Raw genomic sequence first — 14,984 nt, forward strand, 5'->3', positions numbered from 1 at the left:
TCACGGGACCCCCCTTTTTTTACCCCCCCCCCCCCCCCGTCCTCCCGTCCCCCCCCCCCCCCCCCCACCGGACGCGAAAGCTCTCAGGCCAGCGAAAGGAACAGCTTCTCCAGCCGGGCGCGCATCTGCGCGGAGTCCTGCACCTGCGGGTCCTCGCTGCTCATGCACTGCTGCAGGCCCGTCGCGATGATCGAGAACCCGGCCCGGTCCAGCGCCTTGGAGACCGCCGACAGCTGCGTGATGACGTCCTCGCAGTCCCGGCCGTCCTCGATCATCTTGATTACTCCCGCGAGCTGTCCCTGCGCCCGTCGCAGCCGGTTCAGCGCCGACTTCAGTTCCTCGGCACTCATGTCGAGTTGCACACCAACCTCCTCATATACCCCCATGGGTATCCTACCCTGGGGGACCGCCCGGAAGGCATCTGCTCCGTGACCACCACCGCACTCACCCCCGCCCAGGCCACCGCCCGCTTCGGTCAGCTCACCGTGATCGACGTGCGTACCCCGGGCGAGTACGCCACCGGCCACCTGCCCGGCGCCCACAACATCCCCCTGGACCGTCTGGACGAGGCTGCCGACGTCCTGAAGAACGCCGCGCAGCGCACGCCGCTACTCATCGTCTGCGCCTCCGGAGCCCGGTCTGCCAAGGCCTGCGCCCAGCTGGCCGCCCGGGGCATCGAAGCCGCCACTCTCGAAGGCGGAACCAGCACCTGGGCCACCATGGGCCACGAGGTCGAGCGCCCGGCCGGTGCCCGCGCCACCTGGCCCATGGACCGCCAGGTCCGCCTCGCCGCCGGCGCCCTCGTCCTCGTCGGCTTCCTGGCCGGCCTCGCCTGGCCACCCGCCCACTGGCTGTCCGGGGCCATCGGCGCCGGACTCGTTCTCTCCGGCGTGACCAACGCCTGCGGCATGGCCGCAGCCCTGTCCAAGCTGCCCCACAACCGGCCCCCCAAGAACACGGTCTCCTTCCAGGAGACCCTGCTGCGCCTGGCTGCCTGATCCACCCTGGCACCCCTCGGCCGGAGGCCCGGAAGAAGCCATGCGCGGGCGACTCGTGAAGGTTGGCTGATATGGACGAGGAACGACGACTCTTCCTCGGGCCGTCCGACCTGGCTGGGAGCCCACGGCACCTGCCAATCAGCGGCCCGGGCTCGCAGGGCTGCCAGGAAGGCGAGTTCGGGGCTGTGTGTCACTCGTGGTGGGGCGGTCCGTACCCCTGCCGCGACGAAACCCCCGCGGGTGCCGACCTGCCCTGGACGGCGCACGGCCGGCGGTTGTCGCGTGGCGATCAACGGCGGATCGGCTTTACATGGTTGGGGGGGCGCGCCGGGCGCCCTGCGGACGGTAGGCGCTCAGACCTGATGTGTCTTTGAGGTGCATCCGTCGTGGGGGGCGGCCCATTCTCGAATGCCCTTACGTGCCTTCAGGCGACTCACCCGAGGAGTCTTCATGCCGAACGCCAATGGTCCGCACACGGCTGTATCCAACCAGCCCGAGGAGCTCACCGTCGTTGCGGAACAGCCGATCTTCGAAGGGCCCTCCGAGGGTGTGCAGGGCAGTCCCACACCCTTCACCTCCGACGGGCTGGAACAGGTCGGCCACACCCGCAGCCTGTTCGACGAGGTACCGGCCGAGACGTGGGTGGCGCCCACGGCACCGCTGTCCGACATCGGGGAGGCCTCCTTCGGTCCCCTGGACATGCTGGAGACGGTGCACGGTCCGGACGACCGGGTCCAGATCACGGACACCACGAGCTATCCGTGGCGGGCCCACGCCTCGCTGCTCATCACCGCAGCCGACAACTCTCAGTGGATCGGCACCGGTTGGTTCATCGGGCCACACACGCTGGCCACCGCAGGACACGTCGTGCACATCAAGAACAGCGGCGTGCCCGGACGCGACGGCTGGGTCAAGAGCATCCAGGTCATGCCGGGCCGCAACGGCACCTTGCTGCCCTTCGGCTCTGTCACCAGCACGAACTTCCGCTCTGTCACCGGCTGGACCAACAGCGGCGACGAGAACTTCGACTACGGCGCCATCATCATCCCCACCGAACTCGGCTCCACCACCGGCTGGTTCGGCTTCGGCGCCTGGCCGGATGCCGATCTGCTCAAGATCTCCGCCAACATCTCCGGATACCCGGGCGACCAGCCCGTGGGGACCCAGTGGTACGACGGCCGAGGCATCAGCTCGGTGAACCCCCTGAAGGTCTTCTACGACATCGACACCTTCGGCGGACAGAGCGGCAGCGCCGTCTACCGCATCCACAACGGCGGCCGCTACGGCATCGCGGTCCACGCCTACGGCGGCGCGACGGTCAACTCCGGGACCCGCATCACCAGGGCCGTCTACGACAACCTGCTGCTCTGGAAGGCGTGACCCGGCCCATGAGCGCGGATGGCGGCGGCCGTACGTACCCGATCAGCGGAGCGGTGCGCGACGCGCACGGTGATCCGGTGCCGGGCGTGGCCGTCGCCATCGCCGACGGGCCCGGGCCCTTCCCCGACATCGCAGCCCTGACCGGCGCCGACGGCCGGTTCTCCTTCTCCGTGTCCACCGAGGGCGTCTACACGGTGCAGGGCACCGCGGCGGACGGAAGGAGCGCCCGGGCCTCGGTCGAGGTCGGCACCAGGGGAACGACCCCGGCCGCGACCTCGGCCTCAGTGGAGCTTCGGCTTGGTTGAGCCCTGGCGGCCTCGGCCTGGCTGCCGGCCACGCACCTGCAGCGACGAGGGAACCGTGCCCGAACGCAGCGTCGGCTGCACGCCGACGGGAACGAACTCGCAGCCGTCACTCGGTGTACGGCTCCGTGGCGCTTCCCCGGTTGCCGCTCCCCGGCAGCGGGGGCGACAATGGTAGGTGAGCTCCGGCAGGAGCGTCTTCGCAGAAACCGTCCCACCACTCCGAGGGTCGATGATCGGGGTCGCATGCCCAGGATCCCGCGCGGCGTGGCCGACGGGCCCGCCGGGCGGGCCGTGGTGCACGATCGTCAGGGAACTCTCATCGCGCTGGACCTGGAGACCGGCGCGGTGATGTGGCGTCACGGCCGAGGGCTGCGGCCCTGCTCGATCGTGGACGGGAACGTGGTGGCGTTGCGCGTCGGTGCCTCACCGGTGCTGGAAGTCGAGCTGCTCGACCTGGACGGGGGCACCGGACGCTGGGCCTCGCCTCCAGTGGGGCTGCCCGCGTGGGCTCGGCCGACACTGGACGATTCGCCCGCCTTCACCGTGGATATTGCTGCTGATCAGGACCCGCTCGTGCTCCGGTGGACGGCCAGGGCCCTGTACCAGGGCGGCGCGCCGCCCGGCCTCGCTGAGGCGGGAAGCGGGCCCCTCGTGGCGCATGGGGCTCTGCGTGTCGGCGTGGCGACCCCGTCGGTGGAGGAGCTGACCACAGCGCCGATGGAGATGGAGACGGAGCCGGAGGTCGCGCCGCCGGCGTCGCGGCTCGCGCGCGACGTGCTGGACTACGGGCAGGTCGGCGACATGCGGTTGGAGCTCACGGTCCGCCGGGGCCCCGGTGGCGAAGGCGCTGTCGTGCTGCGGGCGGTGGACGTGCGAACCGCCTCGGCGGTCTGGGAGGTGGTGCTCGACGAGACGGCCGAGAGCCGTCCCCGCAAGCTCCGCCCGTAGCCGTACCGAACAGGATTCCCTTGCACCCAGAGGTGCGTCATGACCATCTCCGACGAACAACTCGCCCGAGCCAAGGACATCAGCGTCGAGCAGGTGCAGCTGCTCCGGAAGAGCCGGGGCGCAACGAACGAGACGCTCGACGGGCTTCCCGTCACGTCCGTGCGACGGGCACTGCGCCGCCTCGACTACCCAGACCTGCCCAATGCGCGAGTGCAGTTCCGGCTCGAACAGCAGCGTGGAGATGACGGGGAAGTGCCACCGGATGCCCAGGGGACGGCACGTGCCCGGATGCGCTCCCTGGCGCGGAGCACCGCCCCGGCTCCGCAGACGGCCGGTGTGCCCACGGGCCGTCACCGCGGCGCGCGTGCGGACCGGCCGTCGCCGACGGCCGGCATGACGCTCACCCAGTGGGAGTGGCTCGGCCCCGGCAACATCGGCGGCCGCACCCGGGCCATCGTGGTCGACCCCGGTCATCCGGCCAAGATGTGGGCCGCGAGCGCCGGCGGCGGCGTTTGGATCACCCGCAACGGTGGCGCGAAATGGGCACCCGTGGACGACTTCCTCGGCAACCTCGCCTGCGCGTGCATGACGATGGACCCCGCCAACCCCTCGACGATCTACGTGGGCACCGGCGAGGGATTCTCGAACACCGACGCCCTCCGCGGCAACGGCATCTTCCGCACCACCGACGCGACCACATGGGCGCCCCTGCCGGCGACGCAGACCCCGGACTTCCGTGCCGTGAACCGGATCGCGGTGTCCGCATCGGGCGCCGTAGTCCTCGCGGCCACCGACAGAGGCCTCTTCCGCAGCTCTGATCCGGCACGGGCGGCATGGACCCGGGTTCTGGGCATCCCCCTCGGCCAGGTCGCCTTCGAACCGGGCGGTGACGACCGGGCGGTCGCCGGCGCACTCGACGCGGGCGAGGCGTGGTTCAGCACCGACGGCGGGCTCACCTGGCAGGCCGGGGCGCACGGTCCGTGGTCGGGCCGGGTGGAACTGGCCTACGCGGTGAAGGACCCGAAGGTCGTATACGCCTCGGTACAGGCACAGACCGGTCAGATCTGGCGCTCCACCGACGGAGGCAAGACCTACAAGAGCAGGAAGACCCGGACCCCGAGCGGCCAGGTTGCCGACTACCTGGGCGACCAGGGCTGGTACAGCAACGCGATCTGGGCCGGGGATCCGACGGACGCGGATCTGCTCGTCACCGGTGGTGTCGACCTGTGGCGCAGCACGGACGGCGGGGATCACCTGACCGAGATCAGCACCTGGTGGGACCCGGACTCGGCGCACGCCGATCACCACGCCATCGTTTCGCACCCTTCCTACGACGGGGTCGACAACAGAACGGTGTTCTTCGGCAACGACGGCGGGGTGTTCAAGGCGGCAGACCTCGCGGAGGTCGGTACGGAACCGAAGGCGCCGTTCGTCTTCGGCTGGACCGAGCTGGTCAACAACTATGGCGTCACGCAGTTCTACGGCGGCGCCGGCAGCACCACCAGCGGAAAGATCATCGGCGGCGCGCAGGACAACGGAACGCTCTGCTTCGATCCCGCGGCCGGGACCGAGGGGTGGACGGAGTTCCAGGGCGGTGACGGCGGCTGGTGCGCGTGCGATCCGACCGACCCCGACGTCCTGTACGGCGAGTACGTCTTCCTGAACATCCACCGCAACGACGACGGCGGTGCCACCAATGACCCCGACCGGTACATCAGCGGCCAGTTCTGGAACCCCGCGATTCCCGGCTGGGACTGGAAACCGCTGCCGTTCCGCATCCCCGACGCCAAGAACCAGAAGGCGCTCTTCATCGCACCGTTCGTCATGGATCCCGGAAACCCGCAACGGCTGCTGGCCGGGGGCCTGTCGCTGTGGCGGACGAACAACGCGAAGGCACCGAACACGCCGACCTCGGGACCCAGCTGGCAGTCGATCAAGCCCAGCGCGGGATCACTGATCACCGCGCTCGCCGTGGCCCCCGCAGACTCCGATGTGGTGTGGGTGGGACACCGGAACGGCATGGTCTTCCGCACGGCCAACGGATCGGCGCCGACCCCGACCTGGGACCGCGTCGGAGTGATCGGTCCGAGTCCGCTACGGCCACAGCGGTACTGCGCGTCCATCACTGCCCACCCGACGGACGTGAAGACCGCCTACGTCGCCTTCGGCGGGTTCGAGCCCGGCAACCTGTGGGTGACGCGTGACGGTGGCGCACAGTGGACCGACCTCTCCGCCACGCTGCCCGCCGCTCCCGTACGGGCTCTCGCCGTGCATCCCCGGCGTCACGATTTCCTGTACTGCGGAACCGAAATAGGCCTGTTCGCGAGCGAGGACGCCGGTACGACCTGGTCTCCGACGAACGAGGGCCCCACCAACTGCTCGGTCGACGACCTGTTCTGGATGGACGAGACCCTCGTCTGCGTGACCCACGGCCGCGGCATGTTCCGGATCGATCTCTCCCCGGTCTGACGGTCTTCGATTGCGAAGGTGAGCACGATGATGCGCAACATACGTGCGCGCGGCTGGATCGAGGCGATCGCCGCCGCCCTCAGCGGATTGCTGCTCCTGTTGACTGCCATCTGGCCTGACTGGATCGAGTCGGTCTTCGGAGTCGATCCCGACCAGCACAGCGGGGCGCTCGAGTGGGTCATCGTCGGGGTCGCGCTCTGCGCCACGATCACGTTCTCGCTACTCGCCCGCGCCGAATACCGCAGGGCGCGCGTTCTGCAGACCTGAGGTCCGGCGCGTCGAGCGGGCCCAGAACGCGGACCCCTACGACGTGCCCCCGGCCGGTCCTCCCGCCGGGGGCAGGGCCGTTCATGACGCGTTGGCCTGCTCCGCCTCGTCGGACCGCAGGAAGTGGAAGCCGGGCCGCGGGTGCATCAGGAAGTCGTGGTGCGAGATGTTCCAGGCGTAGGCGCCCGCGAGGCCGAAGGCCACTCGGTCCCCGGCGCGCAGGCCGGGTGCCGGTACGCCGCGGGCGAGCAGGTCCTTCGGGGTGCACAGCTGGCCGGTGAGGCTGACCCGTTCCGCGCCGGCGGCGGGCCTGGGCCAGGGGTGGGGCCATCCGTCCACCGGGAGGACGGTGCAGGGCTGGTCGTGGCCCTTGGTGGCGGGGGTGCGCAGGTGGTGGGTGCCGCCGCGGACCACCGCGAACTCCTCGCCGTGGCTGTGCTTCACGTCCAGGACGTCGGTGGCGTACCAGCCGCAGTACGCGGTCATGGCGCGGCCGGGCTCGATGCGCAGGGTCAGGCCCGGGTGGGCGTCGACGAGCCGGGCCAGGCCCTGGCCGTAGGCCGTCCAGTCGAAGCGGGATTCCGGGTCCGCGTAGTCGACGCTCATGCCGCCGCCCACGTTGACCTCGGCGAACTCGACGCCGTGGCGGGCGGCGAGGCCGGTCGCCCAGGCGAGCACGGACTCGGCGACCGCGAGCTGCTCGGGGGCGTCGAGGCCGCTGGCGAGGTGGGCGTGGACGCCGAGGAGGCGCAGCTGCGGGTAGGTGCCGTCGGTGAGCAGGCGTACGGCCCTGTCGGCGTCGGCGGGGTCCAGGCCGAAGGGGGTGGGGCGGCCGCCCATGGCGAGGGAGCTGCCTTCGAGGGAGGCGGCGGCCAGGGGCAGGTTGAAGCGGAGCAGGACCCCCCTGGGGGCCGTGTCCGGGGTGCCGGGGGTGGTGCGGGCGACGAGGTCGGCCAGCATGTGGAGCTCGTACAGGCTCTCCACGTGGAAGCGGTCCACGCCCAGTTCGAGGGCGGAGACGATCTCGGCGGGGGTCTTGCCGGGGCCGCCGAAGGCCAGCGGGCGGCCCGGGACCGCCTTGGCGACGTGGGCGAGTTCGCCGCCGGAGGAGACCTCGTAGCCGTCGACGTACGGTTCGAGGGCGGCGAGGATCTCGGCTTCCGGATTGGCCTTGGCCGCGTAGTACAGCTCGACGCGCTCGGGCAGGGCGGCCCGTACGGCGGCGGCGTGTTCGCGCAGGGCCGTCAGGTCGTAGAGGTAGGCGGGCAGTTCCGTGGCGGGGAGGCCGAGGGCGCGTTCGCGCACGGCTGCGGTGGGGGCGGTCAACGGGTGCTCCGGGCGTCGTCGGCGTGGGCGTCTTCGGTGTGGCCGCGCAGGACCTGGGACAGCACGTCCTCGGTGAGCGGGGAGGCCAGGCGGACGTAGCCGGCCTCGCGGTCGGCCTTGCGCTCCCAGCGGGTGAGCAGGTTCGCCTTGGCGGGCAGCGGCACGCCGGCCAGGAGGGCGGCCAGGCGCGGCGGGCAGCCGTGGCGGTCGGCGTGCTCCTGGACGGTGGCGCGGACCCGGTCCCACAGGGCGGCTTCGGTCTGCGGGTGCAGGTCGGCGAGGGCGGCGAGCATCTCGGCGATGTGGTTGACGAGGAGGCAGTACACGACGCGGTCCCAGCCGCGCTGGGCGTCGTACGTCATGGGGCCGGCGACCTCGGCCGGGAGGCTGGCGAGGAGGTCGGCGTGGTGCTCGGGGACGAGCTTGGTGCCTTCGAGGTCGCGGAAGAGGACCTGGGCGGGCATGCCCTCGTCGTCGACGCAGACGACGACGTTCTGCAGGTGTGGCTCCAGGACCAGGCCGTGGTCGAAGTACGCGGACAGGACGGGCGGGACGAGCAGCTTCACGTACGCGGCCCACCAGTCGAGGGCGGCCTGCGGGTCGGTGGTGTCGACGAGGCGGGAGATGTGTCCGGGCCCGGTGGGGTACTCGTCGGCGACGGCGGCGGCCAGCAGCGGGGTGGTGCCGGGCATGAGCCGGGCGTGCAGGCCCTCGCGGACGATGACGCCGAAGCCTTCGAGGAGGGCCCGGTCGGGGGTGCCGTCGGGGCCGGGCAGCGCGATGCTGCGGTAGGCGGGCTCTCGGAGCATGGCGGTGCCGGGGAAGCGGGTCTCCAGCTCCTCCAGGACGGGGGCCAGCAGCCGGGTCAGGGCGACCGCGCCGGACAGCTCGTAACTGGCGTTCTTGCGCAGGCAGTTGGTGATGCGGACGTTGAGGCTGAACTTCAGGAAGGTGTTCCCGTCGTACAGCGTGCGGACCGAGGCGGTGGCGGCGAAGGGCTCGCCCCCGTCGCCGAGGTCGAGGATGTCGCCGCGTTCGAGGGCCGCCCGCAGGCCGGGGTGCTCGCCGAGCATCTCGTACTGCCAGGGGTGCGCGGGCAGCAGCCGGTAGCCCTCGGGGACCTCGTCGGCGAGGGCGTCGAGGGGCCGGGTCGCGCCGTCCTGGGCGGTTTCCTCGATGACCAGGTGCTCGCGGACGGCGAGGTGGCGCAGCCGGAAGGAGGCACCCGTCTCGGGGGCGTACGCGAGCCAGGAGGCGGTGTCGCCGCTGCGGGCCTTGGGAGTGGGGTGGAAGCGGTGCCCGAGGATGAGGGACTGCTCGGACTCCAGGTAGGCGGCGAGCGTGTCGCCGTCGCCGACCTCGGTGTCCGTGTCGGGCCGGCCGGCGCGTACGGCGAGGGCGGCCGACACGGCCTCGTGGCTGGAGGCGATCTGGTCGAGGAACTCCTCGTTGTGGACGTCGGTGCGCAGCGCGAGTTCGTCCTGAACGTACTCGGCGAGGCGGCGCCAGCCGACCTCGGCCCAGCCGTCCTGCTGCCGCTCGCGCACCGGTCCGGTGAAGCGGTGGGCGCCCAGCAGCGAGGTGCGGCGCAGGGCGGCGCGCAGCAGCACCCCGCGACGCGGCAGCCACAGCAGCAGGTGGCCGTCGGCGACGGCGGTCTGGTGTTCCGGTCCGGACAGCTCGCGCAGCAGGCAGTTCAGGAGGGTGTGGGCGACCGCGTCGTCTGCCGTGGGCAGTCCGGCCGGGGATGCGGCGGCTCGGGTGGCGACGGGGGCGGCACCGATCGCATCGATTGCATCGGTCAGGGACATCAACGGCTCCAGCGGGTGCGGAGAGAGCGGAGGGAACGGAGGTCGAGGGCCGGGACGGCGGTCGCGCAGACGGTGACCACGGCCACGGCGGTGCCGGTGAGCACGGGCGCGGAGGGCCCGTACAGGCTGTTGCCGGCGGCGGCGGCGAGGCCGGCGACGACGGCTCCGGCCTTGGAGAAGAACTCGATCGAGCCGAACAGCCCGCCGGGGGCGCGGCCCTTGGCGCAGTCGGAGGCCATCACGGAGAGGCAGACGAGGCCGAGGGTGAGGCCCGCGCCGAGCAGCAGGCGGACGGCCGCCAGGGTGGCGAGGGAGTGGGCCAGGCCGTGTCCCGCGAGCCCGAGGGCTATGCAGGCGAAGCCGAGCGCCACGCCGAGGCGGGGGCGCCGGTGGAAGACCGAGTGGACCCACATCGCGGCGGCGAGGTAGCAGAGGTGGGGCAGGGCGAAGAGGATGCCGGAGACCAGCGGCGAGGTGCCGGGGATCCGCTCCTCGACGAAGGAGATCAGGTACGGGAAGGAGATGACCGTGGAGAAGACGAAGGCGAACTCCAGGGCGTAGAGCCCGCGCAGGGAGGTGGTGCGCCCGCGGCCCGTCTCCTCGGCGGCGGCCGGGAGCCCCGCCCCGTCGGCCTCGGGCTTACGGGGCTCCGCCCGCATCCCGCGGGATTCGGGCAGCGCGGCGATCAGCGCCGCGGCCGTCAGCGGGAGGACGGCGAGCAGGGCGTACTGGCGGTGCGGGGACAGCCAGGGCGAGAGGCTGCCGACCACGATGGGGGCGAAGACCAGCGCGGCGCGCGCGGCGCCCTGCATCAGGGTCAGCGCCTTGGACAGCTGCGGGCCCTCCAGGGAGGCGCCCAGGTAGCCGTTGGAGGCGGCGAAGGTGCCGCCGAGGATCCCCTGGAGGATCAGGGCGACGGTGAAGGTGGCGATCGAGTCGGCCCAGCCGGCCAGCAGGAACGACACGGCCAGGCCCAGCTGGGCGCGCAACAGGAGCCGTTTGCGGCCGAACCGGTCGGCGAGCCGCCCCCAGAAGGGGGCGCCGACGGCGGCGAAGATGGTGGGGACGATGTAGAGCACGCCGGCCCAGCTCGCGTCGCGGTCGCCGAGTTCCGGGAGGATCTCGGTGAGGAAGGGCGGCAGGCCGAGGGCTGCGAAGGAGGCCACGAAGTAGCAGCCGGCCACCGCGTGCACCTGTCTGCGGCCGAGGACGGGGCGGGGCTCGGCCCCGGCCGGCGCCGCCTCCCGCCGGCCGGTGGCGATGCTCATCGCGAACCCTCCGGCCGCAGCAGGTAGTTGGGGCCGGTGGTGTAGTGCTTGTTGATGTCGGCGGCGCCCGAGCGCTCCTTGCTGAGCAGGGTGCCGGCGGTGACCATCGCCTTGACGGGCAGCTCGGGTGCGTCCAGGACGCGGGCGCGCAGTACGGCGCCCGGTTCGCCGGGGGCGGTGCCGAGTCGTTCGGCGGCCTCGGCGAGCCGGTCGCGTACGAGGTCCAGCAGGGCTCCGGTGCCGGCGCGGCCGTGCCGGGCGAGGCCGAAGGCGTACGAGCCGGCGCACAGGTGCAGGGTGATGGTGGTGAACAGGTCGGTGAGGGGGCGGTCGTCCTCGCAGAAGGCGCGGGGGTCGTCGAAGCCGAGGGGGGCGTCGGCGCCGAGGGCGGCGCGGACGCGGGCGGCGTGGACGCGCGGGCCGTCGTCGTCCTTGAACAGCAGCCGCAGGCGGGTGTCGCCGGCCGGGTCCCGGTCGAGGACCAGGGAGATGTTCTGCTGGTGGGATTCCAGGGCGGCGCCGTAGCCGAAGAGGGTGGTCTGCCAGTCGAACAGCAGTCGCAGGTAGGCGTCGAGCAGGGCCACCGGGTCGCCGCCGTAGAAGCGGTCGGCGAGGTGGTCGATCAGCAGCCGGCCGCCGGGGGCCTCGGCGAGGAGCGCGGCGAGCGGGGTGACGACGGCGTTCTCCAGGCCGGCCGGGTAGCGGCGGCAGAGCGCGGCGAGGAGCTCGTGTCCGGCGTGCGCGTAGACGGTCTCGTCGGCGTGCAGGACGACGCCCTGGAACCGCGGTTCGCGGGCGACGACGGCTTCCACGAGGCGCTGGCCCGCGACCCCGTCGGCGAGGAAGCCGGGCCGGATGATGCGGCGGTTGCGCAGGCCCAGGGTGGCGGTGGCCATCGGGACCTTGATGTGCAGGGTGGGGTCTTCGGTGACGGCGACCGTGCGCATGGACAGCGTGGGGACGACGTCGAGGTACGGGCGCTCGGCGAGGACGGCGCGTCCGGCGAGGCCGGCGGCGCTCAGGGCCTCGTCCAGCGGGGCGCCGACGGTGAGCGGGTGGACGGGGAGGGCGAGGTGGCTTCCGTCGAGGCCGGGCAGGCCGAGCGCGGCGGGGGTGGGCCAGACGGAGGGCAGCGCGTCGGGGCCGCCGGCCACCGTGAGGGCGTCCTGCGGGACGGCGATCCAGCGCAGCGCGAAGCTCGGGTGGAACTCCGGGGCGTAGGCGCGCAGTTGGCTCTCGTCGAGGCCGGAGCGGCCGCGTGCGGTGGGGTAGACCGGGTGGTCGAGGCGGGCGGCGAGGGTGTCGTGGGCCAGCCCGCCCGTCAGGCCGGTCCAGTCGGCGGGGTCGGCGCCGTGGCGGGCGGTCAGCGCGGCGCCGGCCTCGTCGGCGGTGTCGGCGTGCAGCCGCATGGTGGCGAGGGTCTGGCGGCACTCCTCGGCGAAGGCGTCGAAGCCCCCGCGGTCGACGGGGTCGGCGAGCGCGGCGAGCGCTTCGAGGACCTCGTCGTGGGTGGTCAGTTCGCGGCCGTCGGACTCGCGGACGAGCTGGGGCAGGCGGGCGGCGTGGACGCTCTGGTAGCCGTCCTCGGTGACCGGGAGGAGCAGGGCGTCGCCGTCCTCGGCCGGCAGCCGCAGCCAGCGGCCGTCGGGGCGGTCGAGGAGGGTGGTGCGGGTGCGCAGGCCGACGACGTCCTCGCGGAGGAGGGCGCCGAGGACGCGGAGCAGGAGTTCCGCCTCGGTGGTGGCGGGGGCGGCCTGGGCGGCGGCCTGGGTCGTCGTGCTCACGGGGTGATCTCCCAGCGCTGGGCGGCGAGGAATTCGGCGACGACGCGGTCGACCGTCTCCTGGTCGGTGTCGCGTCCGAGGGCGCGCAGGGCTCCGATGAAGTCGCGGTTGGTGTGGTAGAGCTCGTGCCGCTCGCCCACCGCGCGCAGCGGACGGTAGGTCAGCTCGACACCGTCCACGACGAGGTCGGCGGCCTGGGGCGCGGCGGTGAGCGTGCCGGCGCTCTTGGCGCAGGGGTTGTCGACGAGGGCGACGCCGTCCGTGCGCGCGCCGAGGTCCGCGGGGAGCGGCTCCCCGAGGTGCGTGCGCAGGACGTGTTCGAACAGCGGGATGTCCAGCAGCTGGGCGAGCATCAGGTCGGCCTGGTCCCCGATGGCCCGGTAGTTGACCTCGATGATGCGGGCCCGGCCGTCGCCGTCGACGACGAACTCGGTGTGGCAGATGCCGAATCCGACGCCGAGGGCGTCGAGCTGGGCCAGGATCTGCGCGACGACCGGTTCGGGGTGGGCGGCGACGAAGGTGCAGCGCTCCTCGATGAAGTAGGGCGGCGGGGACAGCCGGGTCCGGAAGCCGCCCAGCACGTGGCGGATCCGGCCGTCGCCGAGGGTCTCCAGGCTGCGCAGGTCGCCGGCCAGGTACTCCTCCACCACCAGGGCGGCCTCGGGGCGGCGGACCTGGATCTCCTTGCAGCGCAGGACGAGGTCCTCGGGCCCGTCGACCAGCACCACGTCCTCGCTGGCCACGCCCTCGCGGGGCTTGACCACGCAGGGATAGGGCACGTCGAGGGCAGTGAGGCCGGCCGGGTCCCGGCCGGGGGCCAGTTCCGTGGACCAGACGGCGTCGAGTCCGGTCCCGGCGAGGTGGCGGCGCATCTGGGCCTTGTCCTTGACCCGCAGGGTCGCCCGCCAGTCCTTGGCCGGGAGGCCGAAGTAGTCGGCCGCGAGGGCCGCCTGGGTCTGGAGGTGGTCGCTGTTGGTGAAGACCGCATCGGGCGCGTGGTGGGTCGATATCCGGGTGATGACGGCGCGGAAGTCGCGTACGTCGCACTCCAGGACCTCCACGTCCGGCGCCACCTCGCCGTGCGCGTCGGGCCGGTCGGTGAGGAGGGTGACCTCGAGGCCGAGTCGAGCGGCGGCGGGGAGGAATCCTTCGGTGACCGAGTCCGTCGGGTTGAGCGCGAGCAGGTACAACCGCATTGGGCTGGAGCCCCTTCCGAGTCCTGAGCTGTGGGGTTGCGTCGGTGGCTGTTTTCAGGCATGCCGATGCACCGACGGCGTCCGCGTCCGGCGCCAAGGTCAGCTTAGGTTAGCCAACCCTTAGCCTCAACTTGCCCTGGCGACACAGGACCTGACGTGGCGACCATGATCATAAGACATTGCGCTAAGGTAAGCCTTACCTATTGCCTTCACGCCAGAGCTCCCCACCGCACATGATCGGGAACCGATGACCGCGCTCTCCCGCACCGCGACCGCCGCCCCGGGCGCCGCCGCCCTGCTCGCACGGACGTACGGGCGCCTCGCGGACCACTGCCCGGCCCTGGACCTCCACGTGGCCGCCGGCGGGCCCGGGCGGGGCGTCAGCGGCGCCGCGCTGGCGGAGGACCCCGAGGCCCTGGACGCCTTCGTCGCGGCCGAGGCCGCCCGCATCCGGGCCGGCCACGGGCACGAGCCGCGCCCCGACGTCGCGGCCTCGCGCGCCCTGCACGACTACCTCTGGTCCGTCAGCCTGCTGATGAGCGGCGCCTGGTACCTGGAACGGCGCGTGCCCCGGGTCCGCCCGCGCGAGGTGCGCGTGGACCTGGCGACCGGCGCGTTCGAGGTCGTGCCGGGGGCCGGGTTCGCCTGTCTGCCCGGCGACAGCGCCGCGCGGCTGCCGGGGGTCCGGGTCGTGGCGGACGAGGAGGCGCTGCGCGCCGAGCTGCGCGCGGCCGTCGCCGATCACGTGCGGCCGCTGCTGGCGGCCGCCGGGCCGCGGGTGCGGCGCCGGGACCGGGCCCTGTGGGGCATGGCCGCCGACGACCTCGTCTCCGGGATCTGGTACCTGGGCCGCGTCCTCGGCCAGGAGGAGCGGTCCGTACGGGAGGCGACCGAGCTGCTGCCGACGGCGATCGCACCCTTCCCCGGCGGCGCGGACTTCAGGCGGCTCGCGACGCGTGACGGACGTACGCACCCGACGCGCACCCGGCTCGGCTGCTGCATGTACTACACGCTGGACTCGGCCCGGGCGTGCGCGACCTGCCCCCGGACCTGTGACGGGGAGCGGATCCGCCGTATCGACGACGCCGGCTGAGCGGGCGCCGGCTGGGCGGGCGCCGGCCGGACGCGCCCCGCGAACGCACGACGGCCCCGGGGGGGGGGGGGGGGGGGGGTGGGCGGGGGGGGGGGGGGGGGGGGGGGGGGGGGGGGTGCTTGGTGGGGGGTAGCCGGGG

At 72.8% G+C, this 14,984-nt stretch carries 13 protein-coding genes; 7 read left to right on the forward strand and 6 right to left on the reverse strand.

The annotated features are described in order from the left end of the window. Positions 1-83: 83 nt before the first annotated feature. Positions 84-362 carry a metal-sensitive transcriptional regulator gene (locus AC07A6_RS37210; protein ID WP_362470562.1) on the reverse strand — a complete coding sequence of 93 codons (279 nt, stop codon included), beginning with the start codon at positions 360-362 and terminating at the stop codon, positions 84-86. A gap of 66 nt (positions 363-428) precedes the next feature. On the opposite strand from AC07A6_RS37210, the gene AC07A6_RS37215 reads away from it, so the two are divergent. The 6 genes from AC07A6_RS37215 to AC07A6_RS37240 all read left to right on the forward strand — a co-directional run bounded on the left by AC07A6_RS37215 (position 429) and on the right by AC07A6_RS37240 (position 6,367). Next, positions 429-998, forward strand: coding sequence for a rhodanese-like domain-containing protein (locus AC07A6_RS37215; RefSeq protein WP_478780082.1), 570 nt, complete (start codon positions 429-431; stop codon positions 996-998). Between the two features lie 450 nt (positions 999-1,448). Then, complete coding sequence (locus AC07A6_RS37220; protein ID WP_478780083.1) at positions 1,449-2,378, forward strand: trypsin-like serine peptidase; 930 nt, start codon at positions 1,449-1,451, stop codon at positions 2,376-2,378. A gap of 8 nt (positions 2,379-2,386) precedes the next feature. Further along, positions 2,387-2,683 carry a carboxypeptidase-like regulatory domain-containing protein gene (locus AC07A6_RS37225; protein WP_478780084.1) on the forward strand — a complete coding sequence of 99 codons (297 nt, stop codon included), beginning with the start codon at positions 2,387-2,389 and terminating at the stop codon, positions 2,681-2,683. A gap of 264 nt (positions 2,684-2,947) precedes the next feature. Beyond that, complete coding sequence (locus AC07A6_RS37230; RefSeq protein ID WP_478780085.1) at positions 2,948-3,631, forward strand: hypothetical protein; 684 nt, start codon at positions 2,948-2,950, stop codon at positions 3,629-3,631. Between the two features lie 39 nt (positions 3,632-3,670). Then, complete coding sequence (locus AC07A6_RS37235) at positions 3,671-6,100, forward strand: WD40/YVTN/BNR-like repeat-containing protein (RefSeq protein WP_478780086.1); 2,430 nt, start codon at positions 3,671-3,673, stop codon at positions 6,098-6,100. Positions 6,101-6,127: 27 nt separating this feature from the next. Next, entirely contained in the window at positions 6,128-6,367 is a 240-nt protein-coding gene (locus AC07A6_RS37240; protein ID WP_478780098.1) for an ABC transporter permease, read from the forward strand. An 81-nt stretch (positions 6,368-6,448) separates the two neighbouring features. Here AC07A6_RS37240 and AC07A6_RS37245 read toward each other — a convergent pair whose 3' ends face one another. The 5 genes from AC07A6_RS37245 to AC07A6_RS37265 are packed head-to-tail and all read right to left on the reverse strand — an operon-like array spanning position 6,449 to position 13,752. After that, positions 6,449-7,693 (reverse strand): type III PLP-dependent enzyme, encoded by a 1,245-nt coding sequence (locus AC07A6_RS37245; RefSeq protein ID WP_362470551.1) that lies wholly within the window; start codon positions 7,691-7,693, stop codon positions 6,449-6,451. Then, positions 7,690-9,504 (reverse strand): IucA/IucC family protein, encoded by a 1,815-nt coding sequence (locus AC07A6_RS37250; protein WP_478780087.1) that lies wholly within the window; start codon positions 9,502-9,504, stop codon positions 7,690-7,692. The genes AC07A6_RS37245 and AC07A6_RS37250 overlap by 4 nt, the downstream gene beginning before the upstream one ends. Next, positions 9,504-10,772: an MFS transporter gene (locus AC07A6_RS37255; RefSeq protein WP_478780088.1), complete on the reverse strand. Its 1,269-nt coding sequence runs from the start codon at positions 10,770-10,772 to the stop codon at positions 9,504-9,506. The genes AC07A6_RS37250 and AC07A6_RS37255 overlap by 1 nt, the downstream gene beginning before the upstream one ends. Then, positions 10,769-12,556, reverse strand: coding sequence for an IucA/IucC family protein (locus tag AC07A6_RS37260; RefSeq protein WP_478780089.1), 1,788 nt, complete (start codon positions 12,554-12,556; stop codon positions 10,769-10,771). Before AC07A6_RS37260 ends, AC07A6_RS37255 begins: the two co-directional genes overlap by 4 nt. Beyond that, on the reverse strand, positions 12,553-13,752 hold the full coding sequence (locus AC07A6_RS37265) for an ATP-grasp domain-containing protein (protein WP_478780090.1): 1,200 nt from the start codon (positions 13,750-13,752) through the stop codon (positions 12,553-12,555). The genes AC07A6_RS37260 and AC07A6_RS37265 overlap by 4 nt, the downstream gene beginning before the upstream one ends. A 247-nt stretch (positions 13,753-13,999) precedes the next feature. On the opposite strand from AC07A6_RS37265, the gene AC07A6_RS37270 reads away from it, so the two are divergent. Further along, positions 14,000-14,845 carry a (2Fe-2S)-binding protein gene (locus AC07A6_RS37270; RefSeq protein ID WP_478780091.1) on the forward strand — a complete coding sequence of 282 codons (846 nt, stop codon included), beginning with the start codon at positions 14,000-14,002 and terminating at the stop codon, positions 14,843-14,845. Positions 14,846-14,984: the final 139 nt, after the last annotated feature.

The organism is Streptomyces sp. NPDC044002 (assembly GCF_056434525.1).